The organism is Aestuariivivens insulae (genome assembly GCF_022662195.1).
GTDB lineage: Bacteria > Bacteroidota > Bacteroidia > Flavobacteriales > Flavobacteriaceae > Aestuariivivens > Aestuariivivens insulae.
Map to the genome: position 1 here is coordinate 40,039 of NZ_JAKMCS010000007.1, position 24,846 is coordinate 64,884.

The window sequence follows — 24,846 nt, forward strand, 5'->3', positions numbered from 1 at the left end:
TGCCATTGATAAAAATGGGCTGGTTATACATGTAAATTCTTGTTTCTGTTTAATGCCCAGAGGAAACTTTTGTATTTAGACTTATTGATGCCTTTTGATTAAAGTGTTTAGGTGTATAGTAATTGTTTTTATAGACTCACTTTAACTTGATAAAATAATAATACTCCCTAAGAATTAGGTCTTATTTATTCATTATTACCACGTCATCTTAAAAAAGGGGAAGAGTTAAACTAGAAGTCTAAAAAAGACTAATAATTTATTTTTTAAGAATTATAATCCATGTTTGAGCAATGATTATCCATTTTAGTCATTGAGGAAATATTTACTTTTAATGTTTTAAATATTAACCAACTAAATAATATAACTACATGAAACAAAAACAACTAATTTTTTTATTTTTTCTCCTAATGAGTTTTTTGGGGGTGGCCCAGAGTACGGTTTCTGGGACCGTAAAAGATAATGGAGGTACACCTTTAATTGGTGCTAATATTATAGAAAAAGGTACTGCTAATGGTGTTCAAACGGACTTTGATGGTAATTTTTCCATTACGGTCAGTAATGAAAATGCTATTCTCGTAATTTCTTATATCGGTTTTGTTGGAAGAGAGATTGCAGTAATTGGGCAATCAAGCTTAGATATTGTATTGGAAGAAGACATTGCAAGTTTAGATGAAGTGGTCATTGTTGGTTATGGTTCTCAAAAGAAAACATCGTTAACCGCTTCTGTGTCTTCTGTTAAAGGAGATGATGTTGCTAGAAGGCCGGTAACTAACATTTCAAGTGCCTTAAGTGGTATGGCTCCTGGTTTGATATCAAGACAAGGCAGTGGTGAGCCAGGACAAGATGGTACTGCTGTTTTGATTAGAGGGGCAGGTACCACAGGTAATGCCAGTCCTTTGGTGATTGTCGATGGGGTGCCAAGAAGTTATAACCAGCTTGACCCCCAAAGTGTTGAAAGCATTAGTATTTTAAAAGATGCTGCCGCTGTAGCGCCTTATGGTGTGGCCGGAGCGAATGGGGTTATTTTGATCACTACTAAGAAAGGAAATACAGGAAAATTACAATTAAGTTATAATGCCTTTTATGGATTTCAAAATCCAACGGTATTGCCAGAGATGGTTTCGACTCTTGAATATCTTAACATGCGTAATGCAGCAGCAGTTAATGGAGGGCAGGCACCTGTTTATAGTGACGAGGACATACAAAAGTATGTAAGTGGGTCTGACCCAGATGTGTATCCAAGTCACGATGTTTACAACGAACTTATAAATAAAGATGTGCCCATGATGTCTCACAACATTTCTATGTCTGGAGGATCAGACAAGTTAAGATTCTATGGAGGTATAGGTTTTCTCGACCAAAAAGGGATGTGGGGCTCCACTAGATTTAAGCGTTACAACCTTACATCTAATGTTACAGGAAAGGTTACCAATACTACTACGTTTGGTATTAATTTAAGTGCTCGTATAGAGCAAAAGGATTATCCTTACACGTCAGCGGGATCTATTTTTCAACAATTGTTTAGAACGCCACCCATTTCGCCGCTAACCTATACAAATGGTCTTTATGGTTCACATATTGGTAGAGCGGTATATGGTCAAATCCATAATAGTGGTTATAATAAAACTGTGAGCCCAATTGCTCTAACACAAATTAGTTTGGAGCAAAAGCTTCCTATTGAAGGGTTAAGTATAAAGGGAGTGTTTAGTTATGATTATAATGATAGTAGCAATGGTAACAATGTTGGTGGTACCTCTTATATTTGGGAAACACCTATACCTTTTTATGGTGTCGATACCTCTACAACGCCTTATACGTATCCGGAGATAGGGACTGACGGTCCAGCTAAGCCCAGATATGAGATTCAAAATAGACAAAGACAGTCTTTTACCTATCAAGGGTTCTTAAACTATAGTAATACGTTTGGCAAGCATGATGTGGGGGCTACATTTGTATTGGAGGCCCGTAACACAAAATTACAATATTTTAGCGCAGAGCGAGTTAATTACAACGTAAATATTCCAGAACTTAATAATGGTGGGCCTGCAGCTGCTGATAAAGATAATAGTGGCTTCTCTGCAGAGAGTAAACAACGCGGTGTTGTGTTTAGGGCCAATTATGGTTTTGATGGTAAATATTTATTTGAAGTGTCCGGTAGATACGATTCTCATTATGCCTTTGCACCTGGAAAACGTTGGAATTTGTTCCCGGCTTTTTCTGCTGGATGGCGTATGTCTGAGGAATCGTTCATGCAAAATATAGATTGGGTTGATAATTTGAAAATAAGGGGGTCTTATGGTGAGAGTGGTGCACTTCCTACAGGAGATGCATTCCAATACTTAAGCGCTTTTAATTTGTATGGTAATAGTGCTGTTTTAAACGGAGCCATAACACAAGGGCTTCGTGAGAGTTTAGAACCAAACGTTAATATTACTTGGGAAACCGCTAAAAAAATCAATGTTGGTTTTGAATTATCGGCTTTAAAAGGGCTATTAAGAATTGAAGCCGATTATTTCTCAGAGAAAAGAGATAATATGCTAGTGTCACCGCAAGTATTAGTGCCTTCTGAGTACGGTATTGGTATAGCCCAAGAAAATGCTGGTAAAATGAAAAATAAGGGTGTTGATTTTACAATAGGTTCGAGACATACTTTTGATAATGGTTTGAATGTAGGTTTGAATATAGTTTATACCTATGCAAAGAATAAGCTTATTGAGACTTTCGAAAATGATGTTACTAGGGAAAATCCTAACAGATCTCGTACAGGTAGGTCTTTGGGTACGCAATTTGGTTATGAGGCCGTTCGTTTATTTCAGTTGAGCGACGATACCAATGGCAATGGTGTTATTGATACTTCTGAATATCCGGTTGCCCAATTTGGTACCTTACGACCAGGTGATATTATGTACATGGATCAAAATGGCGACAACAAAATTGATGCAAATGACGAGGTGGTTATAGGAAGACCAACGACGCCTCAAGTCATTTATTCATTTGCACCTCATGCATCTTACAAAGGGTTTGATCTAAACCTTCTTTTTCAAGGAGCGGCTAAACAAAGTTTCTACTTAGGTGGACAAGCAACCTTCCCATTCAATAATGGAGGTTCGGCTTTGAAAAAGACATTGGACTATTGGACACCAGAGAATCCAGATGCTAAATATCCAAGGGTGTTGGCAGTACCATCTAATAACACCACACAGACGTCTTCTTGGTGGATTAGAGATGGTGACTATTTAAGACTTAAGTCTGCTGAGATAGGATATACATTACCAAATAGTATACTAGACGAAATTAACATTGATACCGTTCGTCTTTATATATCTGGTCAAAACTTGCTGACTTGGAGTAAAGACTGGAAAGATTTTGATCCAGAAACAAGCAACGCTAATGGAAATAGTTACCCACAGCAAAAAGTAATATCTTTTGGTATAAATGTTACTTTCTAAAAAAAATAATTTTATGAAAAAACAAATGAAAAAAACAAATTTATATGCATTGTTATTACTCCTGTTTATAACGATGCTAGCATGTAACGATGATAACTTGGACGTCGTTCCAAGAGATAAGTTTTCTGATGCTAACGTATGGGTTGATGAAGGAGCTAGTGATCTGTTCTTAAATGATGTTTATAACAGAATAATGCCTGATTTTAACAACACATATGATCCTATAGAAAATTGGTCAGATAATGCTATTTGTGGTTATGCGTGGCCTAGATCAAGAAACACAATACAGCGTTCTTTACAAAACCCAACAAATAATCCATTCGCACACATATCTGATTATCTTAGATGGGATGTTGTATATAATAATATAAGGAGAACTAATGTTTTTATCAAGAATGTTACAGAATCTACAGCCTTATCTGATGATTTTAAAAAGTTGCGCCTTGCGGAGGCCAGATTTTTAAGAGCTTATGCATATCAGTGGCTTTATATGACTTATGGAGGTGTTCCGTTAATTGAGGTGCCTTTGGATAGGGTAGAGCAGGGGGAAGATATATTTTACCCTAGAAGCACTGCCGAAGAGACTGTTCAATTTATAACGAGTGAGTGTGCTGCCATTTATGTGGATTTACCAACAACACCAGAGCAAGGGCGTATAGGAAAAGGAGCTGCGATGGCATTAAAAGGTTGGGTTGAATTATATGCCGGGAAATGGGCAGATGCCGCTGCAAGTAATAAGAAAATCATGGATGAGTTAGATTACGACTTACATCCTGATTATGAAGGTTTCTTCTTGTTAAAACCAGGAGAAGCCAATGTTGAAGGTATCTTGTATAGGCAATATTTTCCTCCTGCAAAAGGCGGTAGATTGGATGGATTTATTGGGCCTACATTTACAGATGGAGGAGCGGAGACCAGTTGGGGTGGTTGTAACCCTACTCAAGAACTTGTGGATGATTATGCCATGGATAACGGTAAGCCAATAGATGACCCAACTTCGGGATATGACCCACAAAATCCATATGAAAACAGAGAGCCTAGATTTTATCAATCTATTGTTTATAATGGATCTTATTTTTATAATCATACCTTTAGTATGGTTGAAGGCAGCAAGAATGCCATTGACCTTACAGATAAGGACGATGCTACCCAAACAGGATATTATTTCCGTAAAAGGCTGGATGATAAAACCTTAACTTTAGGAGCGGCCAATTGGAATGGCCGTACCAGTTATCAAAACTATAATTGTTTTAGGTATGCAGAAGTTTTATTAAACTATGCTGAGGCTCAAAATGAAGCAGTTGGACCGGATTTATCTGTGTATGATGCGGTGAATGAAGTGAGGGATAGAGCAGGTATACCTGATTTGCCACTGGGGTTAAGCCAAGATGATATGCGTACAGCAATACGACGTGAAAGACGTGTAGAATTGGCATTTGAAGACAAACGATTCTGGGATTTACTGCGATGGAAAACAGCTGAAGTAAATATTAACAAACCATTAACGGGTGTTAAAATAACCGAGGGGCCAACAGGACTGGTTTATGAATATGTGGATGCTACTGGAGGTGATAGACAGTTTGACGCTTCTAAAAACTACCTGTTCCCAATACCTCAAAGTGCTATAGAAGCAAATAGTGAACTGCAAGGAGACCAAAACCCAGGTTACTAATTGGGGGGTATAATGATGAGAATTCTATTGATAATGAAATAGAAAATAGTTGTAAATTCCCCAGACCTTTCTTCTGGGGAATTTTTATATTGGATGATATGTTAAAAACAATGAATTATATTATAAGTACAATTATGGTTTGTTTTGTGTTACTATTCAGTTGTCAAGATAAAACCGTAACAGCTAATGTAGTGGAAGACGAACCGCTTTTCGCATTGTTGCCAGCTTCAGAAACTGGGATAGATTTTAATAATCAACTTACCGAAGCATTGAATACCAATGTGCTGATGTACGAGTATTTTTACAATGGTGGAGGAGTAGCTATAGGAGACCTTAATGGCGATGACCTAGAGGATGTTTATTTTACCGCTAACATGACAGATAATAAGCTTTACCTTAATAAAGGAAACCTGAAGTTTGAGGACATAACTAAAGTATCGCAAGTACAAGGGCGCCCTGGGCCCTGGAAAACAGGTACCACTTTGGTAGATATAAACGGCGATAATAAATTGGATATTTTTGTGTGCTATTCTGGAAAATTATCAGGTAAAAAGCGTATTCCTCAATTGTTCATAAATCAAGGTAATAATGAGGATAATATTCCTGTTTTTAAAGATGAAGCCATAGCTTATGGTATAACAGATTCTACATTTTGTACCCAAGCCTATTTTTTTGATTATGATAGGGATGGTGATTTGGATATGCTCCAGCTAAATCATAACCCAACTCGAATTGGAAATATCGATGATGCAAGAATAAAGTCTTTAATAGCTCAAAAGAATAGCCAGTATGGCACGCGCTTGTTGAAAAATGTTGATAACAAGTTTGTTGACGTTTCTTCCGAATCAGGAATTGTAAATTCTACCTTAAGTTATAATTTGGGGGCCTCAATTACAGATATTAACAATGATGGTTGGCCCGATGTATACATTGCAAATGATTATTTGGTGCCGGATTATTTATATATCAATAATGGAGATGGCACTTTTACCAATAATCTTGGTAAAAGTATGGGGCATACATCACAATTTTCTATGGGAAATGATGCCGCAGACATCAATAATGATGGTTTAACCGATATAATATCGTTAGATATGTTACCTGAGGATAATAGACGCCAGAAACTTCTATTTGCCCCAGATAACTACGAAGAATTTGATATGATTGTTCGCTCTGGTTTTCATAGGCAATTTATGCGGAACATGCTACAACTTAATAATGGGGACGGCACTTTTAGTGAAATTGGCCAATTGTCAGGCATTTCTAATACCGATTGGAGTTGGGGACCTTTAATGGCGGATTATGACAATGATGGGTGGAAAGATCTTTTTGTGACCAATGGGTACTTAAGAGATTATACTAATATGGATTTCTTAAAATTCATGACTGATTATTTGCAGCAAAAAGGCACAGCAGTTTATCGTAGAGACCTTTTTGAATTGGTGCAAAAAATCCCAGCATCAAATATTGTCAATTACATATACAAAAATAAAGGGGATCTTCAGTTCGAAAATAAACAAAAGGATTGGGGAATCAATCAGCCATCTAATAGTAATGGTGCTGCCTATTCCGATTTGGATAACGATGGAGACCTAGATTTAGTGATTAATAATATAAATAATATTGCTTTTGTTTATAAAAATAATGCGAGTAAGGAAAATTCGGTTAATTTTATTAAGGTAAAATTAAAAGGAACTAAAAAAAATACGCAAGGGATTGGGGCCAAGGTTTATGTGTATTCTCAAGGTAATACTCAACTAATAGAACAAATGCCAGAAAGAGGCTTTCAATCTTCAGTGTCGCCCACTTTACATTTTGGTGTTGGTTCGTCTAAGTTAATTGACTCCGTAAAAGTCAATTGGTTAAGTGGGGTAAGTCAGACTGAGTATAATGTTAAAGCAGGGAATAGTGTGGTTTTTGATGAAAAAGTAGCTGTTGAGCCAGAATATAAAGGCTTGTCATCATCAAATGTCGTTTTTTCGCCTATAGATTCTCCAGTAGATTATCAACATGTTAATTATTCTGTTAATGATTTTAAAAGACAACCTCTTTTGGTGAATCCACTGTCATTTCAAGGACCATTTATAAAAAAATCAGATATCAATCAAGATGGCTTGGAAGATATTTTTATAGGAGGTGGACATGATCAGCCAGCACAAGTTTTTATCCAAAATAGGAATGGTAGTTTTAAGAGTCTCCCTCAACCTGCATTTCATGAAGATAGAAAAAGTACAGATGCTGATGCTTTATTTTTTGATGCTAATGGAGATGGTAAATTGGATGTATATATTGTCTCAGGAGGGTATAATCAGTATATGTCCAATGACCCTTTATTGGAGGATCGACTTTATCTAAATGATGGACAATCTAATTTTGTAAGGGTCAAGAACGCATTGCCAAAACACCTAGTTAGTGGTAGTTGTGTTAAGTCAAATGATATTAATGGCGATGGCTTGCAAGATTTATTTGTTGGAGCAAAAGTAGTTCCTGGGCGTTATCCAGAAATTCCGGAAAGCCGCATTTTGATAAACGATGGGAAGGGGCATTTTATTGATCAAACTAATGCTTTGGCTTCAGGTATAGAAAATATAGGGATGGTAACCGATGCAGTTTGGGTTGACTTGAATAATGACAAAAAGGATGATTTAATAGTAGTTGGTGAATGGATGCCAATAACTGTTTTTGTTAACCATGAGGGAAAATTAACAAACAGAACATCAGATTATTTTGATAAAGAATATAGTGGTTGGTGGAATACGATTAATACAGGAGACTATAATAATGATGGTATTACAGATATTGTTTTAGGCAATATGGGGCTTAATACACAATGCAAGGTATCGTTTAAAGAACCAGCTGAGTTATTCTACAAGGATTTTGATAGCAATGGTGCCATAGATCCAATATTTTGTTCATACATACAAGGTACTTCGTACCCTTGCGTTTCAAGGGATGAACTTTTAGATCAAATACCGTCGATGAGAACAAAGTATCCCGACTATAAATCTTATGCAAATGTAAGGTTCGATGATTTGTTTACTGACGATCAAAAATCTGGGATGAAATCATTACAGGTCAATTGTCTTGAAACAGTTCTGTTTAAAGGGAATGAACAACATCGATTTTCTAAAGTTGACTTACCTATTGAGGTACAGTTTGCCCCCATATATTCTATAGCCGATTTAGACTTTGATAAAGATGGAGATATGGATTTATTGTTATCTGGAAATATCAATAATGCAAGGCTTCGTTTTGGAAATAGTGATGCCAATTATGGTGTTTTATTGGAAAATGATGGGAAAGGAAACTTTACTTACATAAACCAACAGCATTCCGGTCTTCAGGTTAAAGGAGATGTAAGAAGTACCGTTGTGTTATCAAACTATGTCTTATTTGGTGTTAATCAGCGGCCTTTGGTAGCTTATAAATTCTGATAGTTATGAATAAAATTGTTTATATAGCCATGTCTATGGTTTTACTTGTGAATGCTTGTAAACCAGAACTTAAAAAGGAGATGGTTTTTCATGATAGTAAAGAAATAAGAAAAGTAATTGAAGAAATGACAGATATTATGGTGCACGATGTGACCAATCCACCATTGGCGGCTCGATTTTTCTCTTATTCATGCTTGGCGGGTTATGAAGTTGTTGCAAAAAACAATAGTCGTTTTAAAAGTATGCATGGGATATTAAATGACTTTCCTGAAATGGATTTTGTACATCCAGATGGAGTATATAACTACCAGTTAAGTGCATTGCTAGCTATTATTAAAACAGCTAAAAAACTACAGCCATCAGGCTTGCAATTGGAAGAATTGGAAAATAGAATAATTGATTCCTGTAATGTTGCTGGACTTAGTCAAGAAATTGTTGACAACTCAAGAATTTATGCAGATCGAGTGAGTAGTGAGATGTTGAAGTATGCCAAGGACGATAAATATGTTGAAATAAGCAACTATCCTCGTTATGAGCCTTCTAAAAAACCAGGCTCTTGGTATCCGACACCTCCGGCTTTCATTGCAGCTATAGAACCCTATTTTAATAAAGTACGCCCTTTCACATTGGATTCGGCAAGCCAGTTTAAACCAAAACCTCCAGTACCTTTCTCTACAGATCCTAAATCTCACTTTTATGAAATGATGATGAAAAATTACAATGATGTTCTTACGGAGGAGAGTGCTGCTATTGCTTCTTTTTGGGACTGTAACCCTTTTGCTGTAGATAATATTGGTCACTTAATGTCTGCTGTAAAGAAAATTTCACCTGGAGCCCATTGGCTCGGAATTGCGGGTATAGCTTGTGAAAAGGATGGTAAAGGATTTGATGAGTCAATGGAAATACACGCCGTAGTTTCTGTTGGTCTAATGGATGCTTTTATGTCTTGTTGGGATGAAAAATATAGAAGTGATCGAATTAGGCCAGAGACAGCCATTAGAAACCAAATAGATCCCCATTGGCAACCTTTATTGCAGACCCCGCCGTTTCCAGAATACACTAGTGGTCACTCGGTAATTTCAGCGGCTAGTGCAAAAATACTAACTCACTATTTTGGTGACGAGTTTGAATTTGATGATACAACGGAAGTGCCATATGGACTTCCTGTAAGAAGTTTTGCCTCTTTTGAACAGGCTAGTAAAGAAGCTGCCATTTCACGCTTTTATGGAGGAATTCATTATATGGATGCCATTGAAAATGGAGTAGACCAAGGAAAACTTGTTGCCGATTGGGTACTCGATAAAATTTATAATTAATGCCGATCTCGAATAAACACAAAGTTTTTAGTAGTATATGCTTTTGGTATTTAGTATACTGAATAATTTAAAACTTTTAGCAAAGTACTCCGTTAACTTAAATCCTATAATTGTTTGCAACTTCTGGCCGAAAAACCCTTGTATTAAAGGTAAAACGATTAATTATGATCGAATTGACCTGTTTAAAAAGGAATTCGCTTATTCTTGGTTTCATAAGCGCAAGGTTTAAGTGTTTTTGTACATGTTTACACTAATTTGATTCATGTTTTTGATTAGAATAACGGGTATTTTTACACAATACTCTAAACTAATTAACGACTATGAAAAAAAAAATACGTTTAGACGGACTTTTCGCTTTACTTGTTATTTCTACATTAATTTTTCTTTCCAGAAATAAGCCTCTAGAAAATACTGAAGAATATTGTTATGAGTATCATGAAGGTTATGAAGAGGAAAGCCCAGAAGAAATAGCCTATGAAATGGCCATGGATGGTGAATCACTTCCCAAACCATTTGATTTTTTAAAGCTTAATGGTGAGAACTTGGATAATTATGACAATTGGGTTGCGGATGTAACTAGGTCAGGATTTCAATTTAGTACAACAAAAGATTTCTCATCTTATTTTGAATCTGCCAAAAATAATATGGAAATGCCTATACAGGATAAGTATTTCTATGCTAATAATACGCTATCAGGAACTTGGGATCAGAAATACCTGCACATGATCTCTACCACAGCGCCTGGATATAATGAGGGTGGGTTCAGGACAGATGGTTCATTATATGATCCAGTGAATGACGAAATGTACATTGTATCCTTTGCTGGACATATTTATAAAATAGATGAAAATGCGCCTGTAAAATGGTCACTTAGAAATCAAAGTAAAAGTTTTGAAGGAGATAAATTCAATGGAGTTAACTTACCAGATGGCTCTTTTAGGCTTCTAAATCAAAAAACGACTGGAGGTATGGAGTTTTCAGATGATGAAGGTAGAACTTGGATGGAGGCCAATGGTGCCTTTTTCGAGGGAAGCGCAAACTACACTACAGTAGTTACCAAAAAGGGTACAGATAAACGGATTGTTGCTCATGGCGCAAGAAGGAATGTCTCAGATGGAAATGCTTGGTACGATTATGTTTATATCTCTACAGATTATGGATTAAATTATTCTACATCCACATTAAATTTTAAAAGTGATGTATTTGATGTTGAAATATTAAAGCCTCATGGCAGTAAGGATGTGTACCTTTTTTCAAGACGTAAAAGCAATTCAAAATTATATGTTTATAAAATGGGAGAATCTGATGATGATTTTTCATTAATCTTCGAGCCAACGGTCGTATTGGAGAAGTTGGATTCTGTGAAAGGAACAACCGTTGCGGGTACTACACATTTTTATATAAGCTATGATAATACAGTTATTTTCTATTCAGGTAATGAGGGAGCTACATGGTCGCAAAGCGTCACAGCCAGTGATACAGGAAGAAATATTTCAGAAGTTCACCCAACGCAACCAAATATAGTTTTTAAGGGATTTGTAGAATTATGGATTTCTACAGATTACGGAGTAAACTGGACTAGAAATCAGCATGTTCTTAGTAACAATGATATCTACGTTTGGGATTTGCAACATTTTAAAACATTTGATAAAGAGGAAGGTGGTTTTTTAACAATATCTGGATACGATTTTGGTACCTATTATTCAACCACACCTGAAGATTGGAATTCTTGGGTGAGCGTTAGTAGAGGCAATCCAACAATCATGTGCTACGATGCTGAAACTAGTGAAAAATATGATTTAGTATATACAGCTAATCAGGACAGAGGTTCCCAAAGTTTTTCTGGAGTTAATGGTTATAATAAAAGTCTACCTCTAATAGCCTCGAGGGAAGCGAATACCGACGTTCTAAGAGTCACCGTAGCTAATGGAGGTGAATCTGCGTGGTATTGGTATTATTATGGGGCAATAGGTCGAAGCTCAGTGGTTAATGGTGGCAATTTTAAGACTGTCGTGTCTCAAGGAGGCCTTTATTCTAACTGGGCGGCTACTAGTATGGTACCTTCACCTAATGAAAATGAGGACGCAGTTTATATTCCATGGGGAAACCAGTTACATAAAATTAGTTATGACGGTAGTACCGTTTCAAGAAGTTTGCATTCACATGTTTTTAATGAAGGCACTAGTAGTTTTGGCTATTCAGAAATAAACAAAAATCGTTGGTATGTGGGACTAAAATCTGGAAAATTCATGTACTCAACTGATGGAGGAAGCTCATTTGTGGCGTCCAGTTACAACGGTGTTTGGCCACAGGAGGAAAGTTCACATAGAAAAAGGCGCCAAGTCATTGCAACAAGTCCGGTAGACGAGGCTACTGTCTATTATGCGGGTAAAGGCAATATTTTTTTGATATCAATTGATGGTGGAAAAACTTTTACTAATCACAATACGGGACTGAATGTTGATCGCATATCAGAAATGGATGTGTCTCCCAACGGTCAATATATTTTTGCGGCTTGCGAATTTGACGGTGCATGGGTTTATTCGGTACAACAGGATCGTTGGTTTAAAATGGGTGGCATTGATGTTCCAGATGCTGTAGGCTATACAGATGTACAGTTTATTGAATCTGAAAATGCAGTTCGTTTTGCTACCTATGGTAGTGGCGTTTTAGATTTTATTTTAGATCAAGACTTCTCAGAATTATTTATAGCGGCTGATAACTTTACCATAGAGACTATAGATGAGACTTGTCAAGGTAAAAATGGACAGATAAAAATTAATACAAAATTTAAACACAATTATGTAGTTAGCATTGCAGGGACAGAATACAGTTTTAATGAACTTTTAAATATTCCTAATTTAGAGCCAGGTGCATATGGTATCTGTATTGGTGTAAAAGATTGGGATTACCAATACTGCGTAAATCTTAAGGTGGAAGCTTCCGATTTGCTCTCTGGAAAAATAGGTCCTGTTAAGTCAGGAAAAGTAGCTGTAAATATAAAATCTGGTACTGCGCCCTATAAAGTTTTTGTCAATAATATTCAAATATTTGAAACTTCTGAAAAATCATTCAATATACCTGTTAATGATGGTGATATTATTAATGTGGAGGCCAAAGCCACCTGTGAAGGTAAATTGACTGAAGTTATTGGGGGCAATAGTCTTAAAGCCTATCCGAATCCTGTTATAGATCAATTTGAGTTGAGTATTCCTGAAATTACAAAAGCTGATGTCAATTTAGAATTGTATTCCATAAGCTCTGGCTTAATCGCGAAAAAGCAGTATACTGTTTTCGGAGGCAAGGTTATGATTGACATGCAGGAGTATGCACCAGGAATTTATATTGTAAGATTAGATTCAGATACGCCAAAAGCCTTAAAAATTGTAAAGCAATAAAAGAATTATCATGAAAAAATCCCTAAATATATTAGTATTATTAGCTCTAGCTAGTTTTTCTTGTTCCTCTGGAAGTGATGATCCTGCAGGAGATGATGGAAACACGAATAGTAAGCCTTCTGCACCAGTTTTAGTGTTTCCTTCTCAAAATCAATTATGTACAACCAATGTTTTAAATTTTGAATGGCAGGCTTCTACAAATCAAGACGGTAGTTCTGTGATCTATAAATTAGAGATAGCGAAGGATAATCAATTTACTAATAAAGTAGTTGATGAAGTGCTAACTGGTTTATCGAAAATAGTAACCTTAGAAAAAGGTCTTGCTTATTATTGGAGAGTTAGGGCCAGAAGTACAAAAAGTGTTGAGAGTGATTATTCATCTGTAGCACAATTTTATACAGAAGAGGTGCCAAATAGTAATCATTTGCCTTTTGCACCATCGCTGATTTCACCCTTTCTAGGTCAAAAATTAGAAGTAGGAACGGCAACTGTTAAACTGGAATGGACAGGTGCTGACGTCGATAATGACCCATTAACTTATGATGTTTATTTTGGCAAGGATAAGAATGCCCTAAATTTAGTAGTAGATAATACATCTGCTAAAACTTTTGAAGTTAATTTAGATTCTTCTGATGCTACCTATTATTGGAAAGTTGTAGTAAAGGATGATAAAGGAGCTTCTGTAACAGGACCTACTTGGTATTTTAGACTTTAATCAATTTAAAATTTCAACTAAATTAAAAGCTAATATAAAAATGAAAATTAACAAAATGATTGGAAGGTTGTTCTTTACATTACTGTGTTATGTACTAGTTATGTTTAATTCTTGTTCAACCGATGGTAAAACCTCCCCAGATGATGAAAAATTTGATGACAGTGATAATCCAACCACATTTGCTAAACCAGTTTTAAATTCCATAAACACCAGTGATTGGACCTTAATGTTTGAAGATAACTTCGATCAGTTTGAATCTACAAAGTGGACTAAGAATAATTCAACTAACAGCAGAGCGGCAAGACCAGGGATTGGAATTAATCAATGGTTTTGGAAACCAGAGAATGTCTCTTACAGCAATGGTAATTTAGTTCTTAAAAGTGAGAAAGTTGCAAACGATGTGTTGCATTGTGGTGGTGTTTTTTCTAATAATTTATTTGAATTTAAATACGGATACATTGAGGCCAAGATTGATATTGCAGAAACCATGTTTGGAACGCACACAGCGCTATGGTTGCAAGGTGATAATATGGGTAATGTAGATGGTACAGGAAATGATGGTGCGGAGATTGATGTTTTTGAATCTGCTTGGGTTGATGATTTCACTAAAAGTGTGGTCCATATCGATGGTTATGCGGCATCTCATAAAGCTAATACTAAGAAATATGATACACCGGGTATTCACTCCGGATATCATACTTATGGGTTGCTATGGAATAAAGACATGCTAGAAATATATTATGATGGAGAGCTTAAAACTCGATACCAAGGCATTTGGGTGCCTCAGGTAGAAGAGTTTTTGTGGCTATCAACTGGGGCAAGTTTTGGAGGTACGGCAGATTTTACTTCTAGGGATGTTGGGGATTATACCGAAGCCAAGGTAGATTATATTAGAGTTTGGAAAATGAATTAGTCTGTTGTCAAAAGCACTAATTGATTGATGTTTTTTAATAAAGATAGGTGCTTTAAAATCTCATGGGTTTAATAAGTATTTCCGTTTATGTTTTCTTTAGAAGTCTAATAAAAAGTTTAATGGATTTATTTTATTGAAGTATAGTTCTTTGTGCAAAGTGGTTTTATTTATTCAATAAAGTAATATTATCTATGTATAAATAAATTTGGTCCATTAATATAAGGTTTATACAAACTAATTTTAGAGGTGTAAATTACTAACTAAAATTATGGACATTATGAAAAAAATTACTTTATTGAATTTACTACTTTTCCTTTGTACTTTTTATGGATTTGGACAGACCATGGTGGATGATTTTGAGTCTGGATCTGGGGGATTGCTTTCGAATGCTGGAAATATCTCAAGTACAGTGGTGACTAATCCGAACCCATCTGGAATAAACACAACTGCTAATTGTTTGGAGCTTAAGAGAACTTCGGGAACACAGTGGTGGATATTGGCCGGCATTAATGTAGACCCGGATTTAGCAATTTCGAATGCAGAAACTAAATACTTAAGTATGATGGTGTACTACCCTGCTCAACCAGATTTGGGGTGTCGTTTTGCAGGACCTGATGATAATACAAATGGTGCTGGTGGGTCAGAAGTTAGAGCTTTAAACACTTACAAACAACCATTTAACACGTGGCAGGAAATTGTTTTTGAGATTAAAGATAACACAGCTGCAACTTCATTCAATTATGGTACTTTGTATAGAATAGATTTTCATCCTGATATGGGATTTCAAAATGATCCTGTAGGACAAGTGTTAAGTGATCCAACAATAGCTGGGTATATCGATCAAATCCAAATTTTGGATTCTAATCCTTTATTGAGTACTTCAGATTTTGAAATAAATAATGATATATCATTATATCCAAATCCAACGCAATCAGAATTTACTATTAAGGCCAATAATAGAACAAAAATTTCTAGTGTTTCGATATTTAATACCCTAGGAACCAAAATCGATGATGTCATAAGTCTATCAGAAAACAAATATGACATTAGCCATTTGTCTTCAGGTTTATATTTGGTTAAAGTTTTTGGTAATGATGGAACAGCAACGACTATGAAGTTGTTGAAAAATTAGGTTTAATTAATTTAAAATTTTATCATCATCCTATAAGACGGTACAACTCTTAATTTTTAATCTTCTAAGCGATTTTGCAAATTTTTACTTCGCCGTGAGGGATTAAGAGTTTTACTTAGAAGAAGGTTTGGACATGTCCATTTCCATTGCTCCTGTTGCATTTAAGCTGTGTCGTGAGCTTGAATAGACATTCTTCATGACACAATTGGGGATGGACATGTCCAAATTTTAGGGCATGTTTGTCCACTGCTTTGATTTCCTTAGTGGTATTATCGGTAGTCTAGCTAGGTCATATCTAAAAAACAAGCCATTGTCTTCTGGATTTAAGGGGTTTAACATTGGGTAAAGCCTTTGTTTGTTTTTCTAGGCATCAAAAAACAGGCTTTACATGACTAATACTGGTGTAACCATATTTGATTATTATCTTAACTGCCCGAACACTCATACCCAATTGAATTTAAAAGAATTGCTAATGCCCAATGGAACTTGTCAAGATTGCAACAAGTTTTAGGAAAAAATAAGGTTTCTACCTCATTGAAAACCCAATTTATCCATTAGTGCTTCGCACTTAATAAATCATACAAACACTCCTTAAACTTTAATTACACTATCAAAAGTGTGACGATCCTAACATAATTGAATGGAAGAAAAAATGAATTGAAAATTGCTGTTAGGGATAAAGCAAGGGCAGGTACATCTATTAAACATTTCATTTATTTATGATTAGAGTTTTAGTTTTTATTGTTGTCTATAGTTCTTTGGAAACCATAATAAGAAAGTAATAGGTTGTTTAAATACAGGAAATAGGCATTGCAAATATTCAAAAAAGCAGAATACCAAAGACCTTATTCCTAGGTGTGATTTTTGAAAACTTATTTTAATTGCACATGATATTATTTAAACAATTTATTAAATAAATATTGTGTTAGAATTGTCGGCCAATACAACGTTGGTAATTATAGTTTGCAATGAGATTAATACGGTTTATGATAATGTAGATGAATTGAATTTAAATGGCTGAATTTTTTTTTAAAATTATCTAAAGGATAGAACAGGATGGGGTCTAAAAAAAAAAAAACTTTCTTTGATGAATTCAATTTTATAATAGTTGCTTGTTGAAGGTGTTTTACTATTGGTAATGTTTAATCTAAATAACAATATGATTGATAATAACATTGTGCTAAGAAACTTAAATGGAAATGAAAGTCCAAAGTACATCAAAATAATTAGTGCAATTAAGGAAGCTATAGAAATTAATAAACTTAAATTCGGAGACAGAATACCATCAATTAATGAATTTAGCAAGGGTTATAAGGTATCAAGAGATACAGTTTACAAGGCCTATACTTTATTGAAAAAAGAAGGTTATATTCAGTCAACGCCTAATAAAGGATATTATATATCAAAAAGCACCAGAAAAATACTGCTTTTAATTAGTACGTTTAAGGCATATAAAGAGGTGTTTTATCATTCTTTTATGAATTGCTTACCCGAAAATGTTATAGTTGATTTACAGTTTCACCATTATAATATAAAGAATTTTAAATCCATGATAGATGTAGATAATGCTAAGTACTATAAATATATCGTTATGGGCTTTGATCACCCTGATGTTTATGGGGTACTTTCCAAAATTGATAAAAAAAAACTCTTGCTTATTGATTGGAAGGCTAACTTGGAAGGATTTGAAAACTATATATATCAAGATTTTGGTAAGGCTTTTTATTCATGTTTGCAAGAAGCTAAGTCTTTGTTTTCTAAATATAGAAAACTCATGTTTGTTTATCCAGAATTTACCCACCATCCTTACGAAAGTGTAGTTTATTTTGAAAAGTTCTGTGTTTCAAATGGTTTTGAATTTGGAGTTTGTGAAAATTCTAAGAAATTGTCGGTCGAAAAAGACACGGCATATATTAGTGTGAACGATCGTATTTTGTATAAACTTTTAAACCAATGTAATGATGAACATCTAGAAATTGGTAAGGATGTGGGCATTTTATCATATAATGATACTCCATTAAAGAAGTTTACTTATAAAGGTATAACGGTTGTCTCTATAGATTTTAAGGAATTCGGTGCTAAAGTGGCCAATTTTATTACTTCCGATCAAATATTGGCATCTTATTTAAATACGGAATTAATATTAAGGGATTCTTTATAAAACAGCAGTCCATACTTTATTGAAAGTAGGATCTTATTGGACGGGGAATAACTACAAATTCCTTGAAGAGGTGCATGGATTGGTTACGTTTTTTTATATGCTTTTCACAGGACACAGCAGGACAGTTTGGCTGGCCTTGTTTAATAATTTTGTTATAACACCACTTAGTTCGGGAAGGTTTTCTTTTTAACTTTTTTAAACCCCATAAGTGGAGGTATTTGTCGATGTGACATCAGTTTAATAGGCTAATAATTCAGTATCGTGTAATTAGGAATGAAATTGATTGTACTGCATTGAAACACCAATTCAATTTTTGAAATTAATATAATATCAGGTGATTAATAAAATTTAAACGAATGAAAAAAACAATTGTAATAACAGGAGCTGGAGGTGTATTATGTAGTACTTTGGCAGAGGCATTGGCCATGGAAGGTCATAAAGTTGCCTTATTGGATTTGAATAAGGAATCTGCAATTGCTGCTGCAAAAAACATTAAGGACAAAGGGGGTGAAGCTATTGGAGTTGAAGCTAATGTTTTGGATGAAGCGTCTTTAAGGCAGGCAAAACAAGAGGTAAACAATGTTTTTGGTAAATGTGATATCCTTCTTAATGGAGCAGGGGGAAATCATCCTTTAGGAACTACTAGTGATCCATTTTTACAAGAGGATGATTTAAAGATCAAAGTTGAAGGGTTTAAAACGTTTTTTGATTTGGATCCGGATGGAATACAGTTCGTGTTCAATTTAAATTTTATAGGAACCTTATTGCCCACACAAATTTTTGCGCAAGATATGGTTGGTAGAAATAACTGTAGTATTTTAAATATTTCATCAATGAATGCTTTTAAGCCTTTAACAAAAATACCAGCATACAGTGGGGCTAAGGCGGCGGTATCTAACTTTACCCAATGGTTAGCAGTGCACTTTTCAAAAGTGAATATACGTGTTAATGCCTTGGCGCCTGGGTTTTTCTTAACGGAACAAAACCGAACCTTGTTAACTAATGGTGACGGTAGTTTAACATCTCGTGGAAATCAAATAATTGAGAGAACTCCTATGGGCAAATTTGGCAAGCCAGAAGATTTAATAGGTACAACGTTATGGTTATGCGGAGAAGAGGCTTCATTTGTAACAGGAATTGTTGTTCCTATTGATGGAGGGTTTAGCGCATATAGTGGCATTTAGTATTAATTTGTAAAAGCTTAGCGACACAAGATGGAACAAACATGGAGATGGTATGGGCCAAATGATCCCGTAACCTTATCAGATATAAAGCAGGCGGGAGCTACAGGGGTGGTTTCGGCATTGCATCATATTCCTAATGGAGAGATATGGACGATTGAAGAGATACAAAAAAGAAAAAATATCATAGAGCAAGCTGGATTGATTTGGAGCGTCGTTGAAAGTATTCCTGTTCATGAAAATATAAAAACACGTTCCGGTAATTACAATACCTATATAGAACATTACCAAAAGAGTATAGAAAACTTAGCGTATTGTGGTGTTAAGATTGTATGTTATAACTTTATGCCGGTATTGGATTGGACGCGTACTGATTTGGGTTTTGAAGTTGAAGATGGTTCCAAAGCTTTGCGTTTTGATATGACTGCTTTTGCGGCATTTGAATTGTATTTATTAAACCGGCCAGGAGCAGAATGTAATTACTCTGAAGCACAGCAAAGGACAGCAAAGAAATATGTGGATAATCTATCTGAAGAAGCAAAAGCACAACTTATAAATAATATTATTGCAGGTCTTCCAGGAGCTGAAGAGGGTTATACTTTGGAGCAGTTTCAAAGTGTTTTGGATACTTACAATGATATTGATGCCAAGACCCTTAGGGAGAATTTAGTATCGTTTTTAAAAGAAATTATTCCAGTGGCATCTAAAAATGATGTTTTAATGTGTATTCATCCAGACGACCCTCCCTATCCCATCTTGGGTTTGCCGAGAGTGGTCAGTACAGAAGCAGATTATGCATACTTGTTCGAGAGTGTTCCAGATAGGTCTAATGGCATTACATTTTGTACAGGTTCATTAGGGGTGAGGGCAGATAATAATTTGCCACAAATATTTAGGCGGTTTGCAGATAGAGCTCATTTTCTACATTTAAGAAGCACTAAGCGTGATGAACATGGCAATTTTTACGAAGCGAATCATCTGGAAGGCGATGTCGATATGTATGCCGTAATAAAAGAAATCCTTGTTGAGGAAAAAAGGAGAAGGGATCTGGGGTATGATCACTCGATCATTCCCGTAAGACCTGATCATGGACACCAAATGTTGGATGATTTAAACAAAAGAACTAATCCTGGATATTCTGGGATTGGAAGGTTAAGGGGCTTGGCAGAACTGCGGGGCTTAGAGTTTGGAATTAGTAAAAGTCTGGATTATGAGTAAAATGGATTTTAAACAGTCCATATGGGATAATTTTATTGGTCTCAAATTTAGTTAAAACTATACGCTTTAGTACATCTCGCTTTAGCTTCTAAAAATATTTTACGCACGAACCTGCCGACAGGCAGGTAATCAAAAATTATTTACAATAAAAACAAAAAGTATTCGTGAATTAGTAACAGAAAAGATCACGAATGGATAGGGCTATCAGTACGCAATTGAACTATGTCGCTTTAGTCCATAGTGGTTTAGTTTAAGGTCATAAGCATTCCAAGTACAATTGCTTTTTTAGGAGGTACGAATTCAAAAATCAGCTATATTATGTCATTTCCTATTTGATAGTACTGTAATATCAAATGGGAAATAGTATCAAAAAAGGGATATTGTGGATCCCGTAGGTAGCGGTGGCGGCATGATCTATGGCCTGTTGACCTACCCAGAGGACGATAAAATGCATTGGGCTTTTCCGTGACGACAACCTCCTTGAAGCATACCATAAAAGGCAATGCCAGCTTGGTGACCGTTGCAGAAGTTGGGACGTTAATGTGGGTGACGCCACAGGACGTGTAGCACGATAGAACTAAACGATAAGAATAAATGTTATAATAGCAATGGGTATAAGCAATGATATGGACAGGTCATATTACATGTATATCCTCCTAGGGTAAGTATTGCTAATATTTTGAAATCTCAAAAAAAAAAGATTTGCCTCTAGAGGTCTTTCTTTATAGCGAAAGGATTTTTATTGTTTTTATACTGAAGCAAAATTCTTCTTGTATTTTACACGAATATAAATAGTTTAAATAAAATCCTTGCAATTTCAACGCTAGCTACAATTAAAGATAATTTTAGAGAGTACACCTCTTTTTTGTATTGTTAAAATGGCATGAAGCAGGTAACTTTTTGTGCAATTTTTAAGAAAACCTAAAGAATTGGTGCTATTCTAATTCTTATAATGAAATGGATAATTTATCTTAATATTCATTAGCAATATTTAATTAAATCACCAAGATAATACTTCGTCACAGGATAGAACAGGATACACTTATTTAACTTTAATCGTAAAATTGCTACATATTAATATGACTTTATTAGAGCTATTGCTCTTAATAATCATACTTACTAATAAACCATAATATATGTTAAAACTACAACTCAAAATGAAACAAAAAATGAAAAGACAATCTTCTGATTCTGTGTTTTTATTATTACTTGTTCTGGTATTTTCCAGTTTTACAAGTGTTAATTTAGAAGCTCAGAATAGGATTACAGGCACAGTCACTGGGACAGATGGATTTCCAATTCCTGGTGTAAATGTAGTTCAGAAAGGAACTTCTAATGGTGCTTCTACAGATTTTGATGGTAAGTTCAGCTTGCTTCTTCAATCTGGCAGTCAAACCTTAGTGCTTTCTTATATTGGCTACAAAACCCAAGAAGTTGCTATAGGTAGTCAAACCACACTAAATATATCACTTGAAGAAGATATTGCAGCCTTGGATGAGGTGGTTGTAATTGGTTATGCACCTATTGAACGTAAAAAAGTATTAGGTTCTCTTGTTTCTGTCAAGGCAGAATCAATAGAGCAAGCTACTCCGGTACAAGCATTTGATGCGGTTCAAGGTAAACTTTCTGGTGTTCAAATTTTATCTAACAATGGGCCAGGTAACGGATTCGATATCAAGATCCGTGGAGTGTCTACGTTTGGTAGTGGAACATCACCTTTATATGTTGTAGATGGACAACAGCTTGATAATATCGATAACATAAACCCAGATAATATAGCTTCTTTAGAGGTTTTAAAGGATGGTGCAACGGCCGCTATTTATGGTGCGCAAGCTGCAAATGGGGTTGTTTTAATCACTACCAAATCTGGTAAGACAGGAAAAATGAGATTGGATATTTCTACGGTAACAGGGATAAATGCTTTGGTAGGTGATTTACCAGTAGCCAATACAAAAGAAAGATTGCTTTATGAAAGCTTAAGAAGAAATAACTCTACTACACTGTTAGGGCAAGAAAGAGACTCATTAAGTTTGCTTAACAGAAATTCTTACGATTTACAGAAATTATTAACCAGACCTGCAGTTAGGCACCAAACCAATGTGTCTTTAAGTGGAGGTACAGATAAGGTTAAATATTATTGGAATACAGGGTTTTTAAATGAAGATGGTATTGTAAGAAATAGTGGTTATAAGAGGGTTAATACCCAAGTGAAGCTGGACATTAATGCTACTAATAAATTAAAAGCAGGAACTAGAGTAGCACTTTCTTACGAAAATCAAGGAGGTATAGCTACGGGGAATGTATTACAGCAATTGGTGGAACGAATTGCTTATTATCCCTTATTTGAACCTAACGGAGATTTTACACCTACGTTGTTTGGTCGTCAAAACCCGATTGCTAATGCCGAATTAAGAACGATTGACAATAGAAATTTTAGAGCCCAAATATTTAATTATGTGCAGTTGGAGATTTTACCTAAGTTAACGTTAAAGTCAACATTAGGTATTAACTTTAGGCTGCAAAAACGAGATGATTTTACACCATCTTTATTAATTGGAAACGGAGGTGGAGGAACGCCTAGAGGTAGAGAACGTAATTATTTAAGTTATAGAATTCAAAATGAAAACTTTGTAAATTATAAAAACTCATTTGGCAAGCACGATGTTGCAGCTTTTGCTGGGATGCAGATAACAAAAGATGTAAGAGAGTTTTCGGACTTTAGCAGTTTGTTTAATGATGATTTGATCCAAACTTTCAATAACACTGCGCCTATGGCAATCACAAGTGCAAGTGAAAATTCAAGAAACAATCTCTATTCGTTGTTTGGTGGTATTAATTATGATTTTGCAGATAAATATTTGATAGGTGCTACAATAAGACGTGACGGATCTTCTAGATTTGGAGATGAAAATGAATTTGGTATTTTCCCATCAGCAAATGTAGGTTGGAGGATAAGTAGTGAGGGTTTTCTTAAAGGAAGTAGTACGATTAATAATTTATTGTTAAGAGCAAGTTATGGTGTGGTTGGTAATCAGGCTATACCGAATTATGAATTTACCGGCGCCCTGTCTCCGGGATTTAATTATGCTGGTTTAGGAGGGGTGGCCCCAACGCGTTTAGGTAACTCAGATCTGAAATGGGAAAGAACAGAATCAACAAACCTTGGTTTTGACCTATCCATGTTCAAAAATAGATTAACCTTAAATTTTGATGTTTGGGAGAAAAAGACAACCGACTTATTGGCAATAACGCCGTTACCTGAAGAATCTGGTTTTGCTGGTATAAGAAGAAATGTTGGTGCTGTGGAGAACAGAGGTATAGATATCAGTATTACAGGTACAATCTTAAAAACAAAGGATTTTACTTGGAGTAGTAACTTTAACATAGGTCTGTTGGAAAATGAAGTAACAAAATTGGATGGAGGTCTACCTTTTGACTCTGGTCAATTTAGAGTAGAAGAAGGAGAGCCTATAGGAAACATGTTCGGGTATAAAAACTTAGGTATTTTCCCTTACACCGAATCAAATGCCTTTACGCCAGAGGGTGTACAGTTAACGCCAGTTTTTGATGGAGATGGCGCCTTCTTAAGTTACACATTAAATGGCGCGGAATATGCTGGCGATATTGAGCGTTTAAAAGCGGCTAACAGAACCTTAGAAGGAGGAGATATTTATTGGGAAGATGTAGATGGTAACTTTGTAATAGATGCAAACGATAGACAAATAATAGGAAATGGTCTGTCTACAGTCTTTGGAGGTTTTTCACACGATTTAAGATATAAAAATTTATCTGTAAGTCTATTGTTCGATTATAGTTTAGGTAATGATATTTATAGAAGATACGATGAAACTAGAAATGATTTAAATTCATCTAACGAAACGCCTGGACCAGATAGAATTTATGGTGCATGGCGCGAACCAGGAGATATTACAGAATATCCAAGACTTACCAGAGTGCCACAACAGCGTTTACGTCCAAATAGTTTTTATGTTACAGATGGTAGCTTTATTAAATGGCGTTATATCAGGTTTAACTATGCCTTGAACAAGAAATTTCTAGAAAAGATTCCTGGTGTTAAGGCGCTATCATTTAATTTGGCAGTGAATAATGTTTTAACATGGACCAATTACATTGGATATAATCCAGAGTTAGGTACACGTGGAAACCCTCTACAACCAAATGTGGATAATTTAAGGTATCCAAATGACAGAGAGCTCATATTAGGTTTAAAAGTTCAGTTTTAAGAATAAAAAAAAT

At 35.3% G+C, this 24,846-nt stretch carries 12 protein-coding genes and 1 pseudogene; all 13 read left to right on the forward strand.

From position 1 onward, the window contains the following. Window positions 1-368: 368 nt before the first annotated feature. Entirely contained in the window at window positions 369-3,449 is a 3,081-nt protein-coding gene (locus MR062_RS10120; protein WP_242204041.1) for a SusC/RagA family TonB-linked outer membrane protein, read from the forward strand. A gap of 25 nt (window positions 3,450-3,474) precedes the next feature. Next, window positions 3,475-5,121: a RagB/SusD family nutrient uptake outer membrane protein gene (locus tag MR062_RS10125; protein WP_242204042.1), complete on the forward strand. Its 1,647-nt coding sequence runs from the start codon at window positions 3,475-3,477 to the stop codon at window positions 5,119-5,121. A gap of 110 nt (window positions 5,122-5,231) precedes the next feature. Next, window positions 5,232-8,555, forward strand: a complete 3,324-nt coding sequence (locus tag MR062_RS10130; protein WP_242204043.1) for a VCBS repeat-containing protein — start codon at window positions 5,232-5,234, stop codon at window positions 8,553-8,555. 5 nt (window positions 8,556-8,560) lie between these two features. Further along, window positions 8,561-9,871, forward strand: a complete 1,311-nt coding sequence (locus tag MR062_RS10135; protein ID WP_242204044.1) for a vanadium-dependent haloperoxidase — start codon at window positions 8,561-8,563, stop codon at window positions 9,869-9,871. Window positions 9,872-10,191: 320 nt separating this feature from the next. Next, window positions 10,192-13,269 carry a T9SS type A sorting domain-containing protein gene (locus tag MR062_RS10140; RefSeq protein WP_242204045.1) on the forward strand — a complete coding sequence of 1,026 codons (3,078 nt, stop codon included), beginning with the start codon at window positions 10,192-10,194 and terminating at the stop codon, window positions 13,267-13,269. A gap of 10 nt (window positions 13,270-13,279) precedes the next feature. Beyond that, window positions 13,280-13,984, forward strand: coding sequence for a fibronectin type III domain-containing protein (locus MR062_RS10145; RefSeq protein WP_242204046.1), 705 nt, complete (start codon window positions 13,280-13,282; stop codon window positions 13,982-13,984). A 40-nt stretch (window positions 13,985-14,024) separates the two neighbouring features. Next, window positions 14,025-14,897, forward strand: coding sequence for a glycoside hydrolase family 16 protein (locus MR062_RS10150; RefSeq protein ID WP_242204047.1), 873 nt, complete (start codon window positions 14,025-14,027; stop codon window positions 14,895-14,897). Window positions 14,898-15,174: 277 nt separating this feature from the next. Continuing rightward, window positions 15,175-16,029 carry a T9SS type A sorting domain-containing protein gene (locus MR062_RS10155; RefSeq protein WP_242204048.1) on the forward strand — a complete coding sequence of 285 codons (855 nt, stop codon included), beginning with the start codon at window positions 15,175-15,177 and terminating at the stop codon, window positions 16,027-16,029. A 1,159-nt stretch (window positions 16,030-17,188) separates the two neighbouring features. After that, window positions 17,189-18,190 carry a GntR family transcriptional regulator gene (locus MR062_RS10160; RefSeq protein WP_242204049.1) on the forward strand — a complete coding sequence of 334 codons (1,002 nt, stop codon included), beginning with the start codon at window positions 17,189-17,191 and terminating at the stop codon, window positions 18,188-18,190. A gap of 356 nt (window positions 18,191-18,546) precedes the next feature. Beyond that, entirely contained in the window at window positions 18,547-19,374 is an 828-nt protein-coding gene (locus MR062_RS10165; RefSeq protein ID WP_242204050.1) for an SDR family oxidoreductase, read from the forward strand. A 30-nt stretch (window positions 19,375-19,404) separates the two neighbouring features. Then, window positions 19,405-20,589 carry a mannonate dehydratase gene (gene uxuA / locus MR062_RS10170; RefSeq protein WP_242204051.1) on the forward strand — a complete coding sequence of 395 codons (1,185 nt, stop codon included), beginning with the start codon at window positions 19,405-19,407 and terminating at the stop codon, window positions 20,587-20,589. Window positions 20,590-20,953: 364 nt separating this feature from the next. Further along, window positions 20,954-21,164, forward strand: a pseudogene (locus MR062_RS10175) (sugar kinase); the annotation flags it as partial. Between the two features lie 594 nt (window positions 21,165-21,758). Further along, on the forward strand, window positions 21,759-24,833 hold the full coding sequence (locus MR062_RS10180; protein ID WP_242204052.1) for a SusC/RagA family TonB-linked outer membrane protein: 3,075 nt from the start codon (window positions 21,759-21,761) through the stop codon (window positions 24,831-24,833). Window positions 24,834-24,846: the final 13 nt, after the last annotated feature.

What these genes read in the sequence shown, in the direction of transcription:
- MR062_RS10120 (WP_242204041.1), top strand. Translation starts at nt 369, where the DNA reads ATGAAACAAAAACAACTAATTTTTTTATTTTTTCTCCTAATGAGTTTT.
- MR062_RS10125 (WP_242204042.1), top strand. Translation starts at nt 3,475, where the DNA reads ATGAAAAAAACAAATTTATATGCATTGTTATTACTCCTGTTTATAACG.
- MR062_RS10130 (WP_242204043.1), top strand. Translation starts at nt 5,232, where the DNA reads ATGAATTATATTATAAGTACAATTATGGTTTGTTTTGTGTTACTATTC.
- MR062_RS10135 (WP_242204044.1), top strand. Translation starts at nt 8,561, where the DNA reads ATGAATAAAATTGTTTATATAGCCATGTCTATGGTTTTACTTGTGAAT.
- MR062_RS10140 (WP_242204045.1), top strand. Translation starts at nt 10,192, where the DNA reads ATGAAAAAAAAAATACGTTTAGACGGACTTTTCGCTTTACTTGTTATT.
- MR062_RS10145 (WP_242204046.1), top strand. Translation starts at nt 13,280, where the DNA reads ATGAAAAAATCCCTAAATATATTAGTATTATTAGCTCTAGCTAGTTTT.
- MR062_RS10150 (WP_242204047.1), top strand. Translation starts at nt 14,025, where the DNA reads ATGAAAATTAACAAAATGATTGGAAGGTTGTTCTTTACATTACTGTGT.
- MR062_RS10155 (WP_242204048.1), top strand. Translation starts at nt 15,175, where the DNA reads ATGAAAAAAATTACTTTATTGAATTTACTACTTTTCCTTTGTACTTTT.
- MR062_RS10160 (WP_242204049.1), top strand. Translation starts at nt 17,189, where the DNA reads ATGATTGATAATAACATTGTGCTAAGAAACTTAAATGGAAATGAAAGT.
- MR062_RS10165 (WP_242204050.1), top strand. Translation starts at nt 18,547, where the DNA reads ATGAAAAAAACAATTGTAATAACAGGAGCTGGAGGTGTATTATGTAGT.
- uxuA (WP_242204051.1), top strand. Translation starts at nt 19,405, where the DNA reads ATGGAACAAACATGGAGATGGTATGGGCCAAATGATCCCGTAACCTTA.
- MR062_RS10180 (WP_242204052.1), top strand. Translation starts at nt 21,759, where the DNA reads ATGAAAAGACAATCTTCTGATTCTGTGTTTTTATTATTACTTGTTCTG.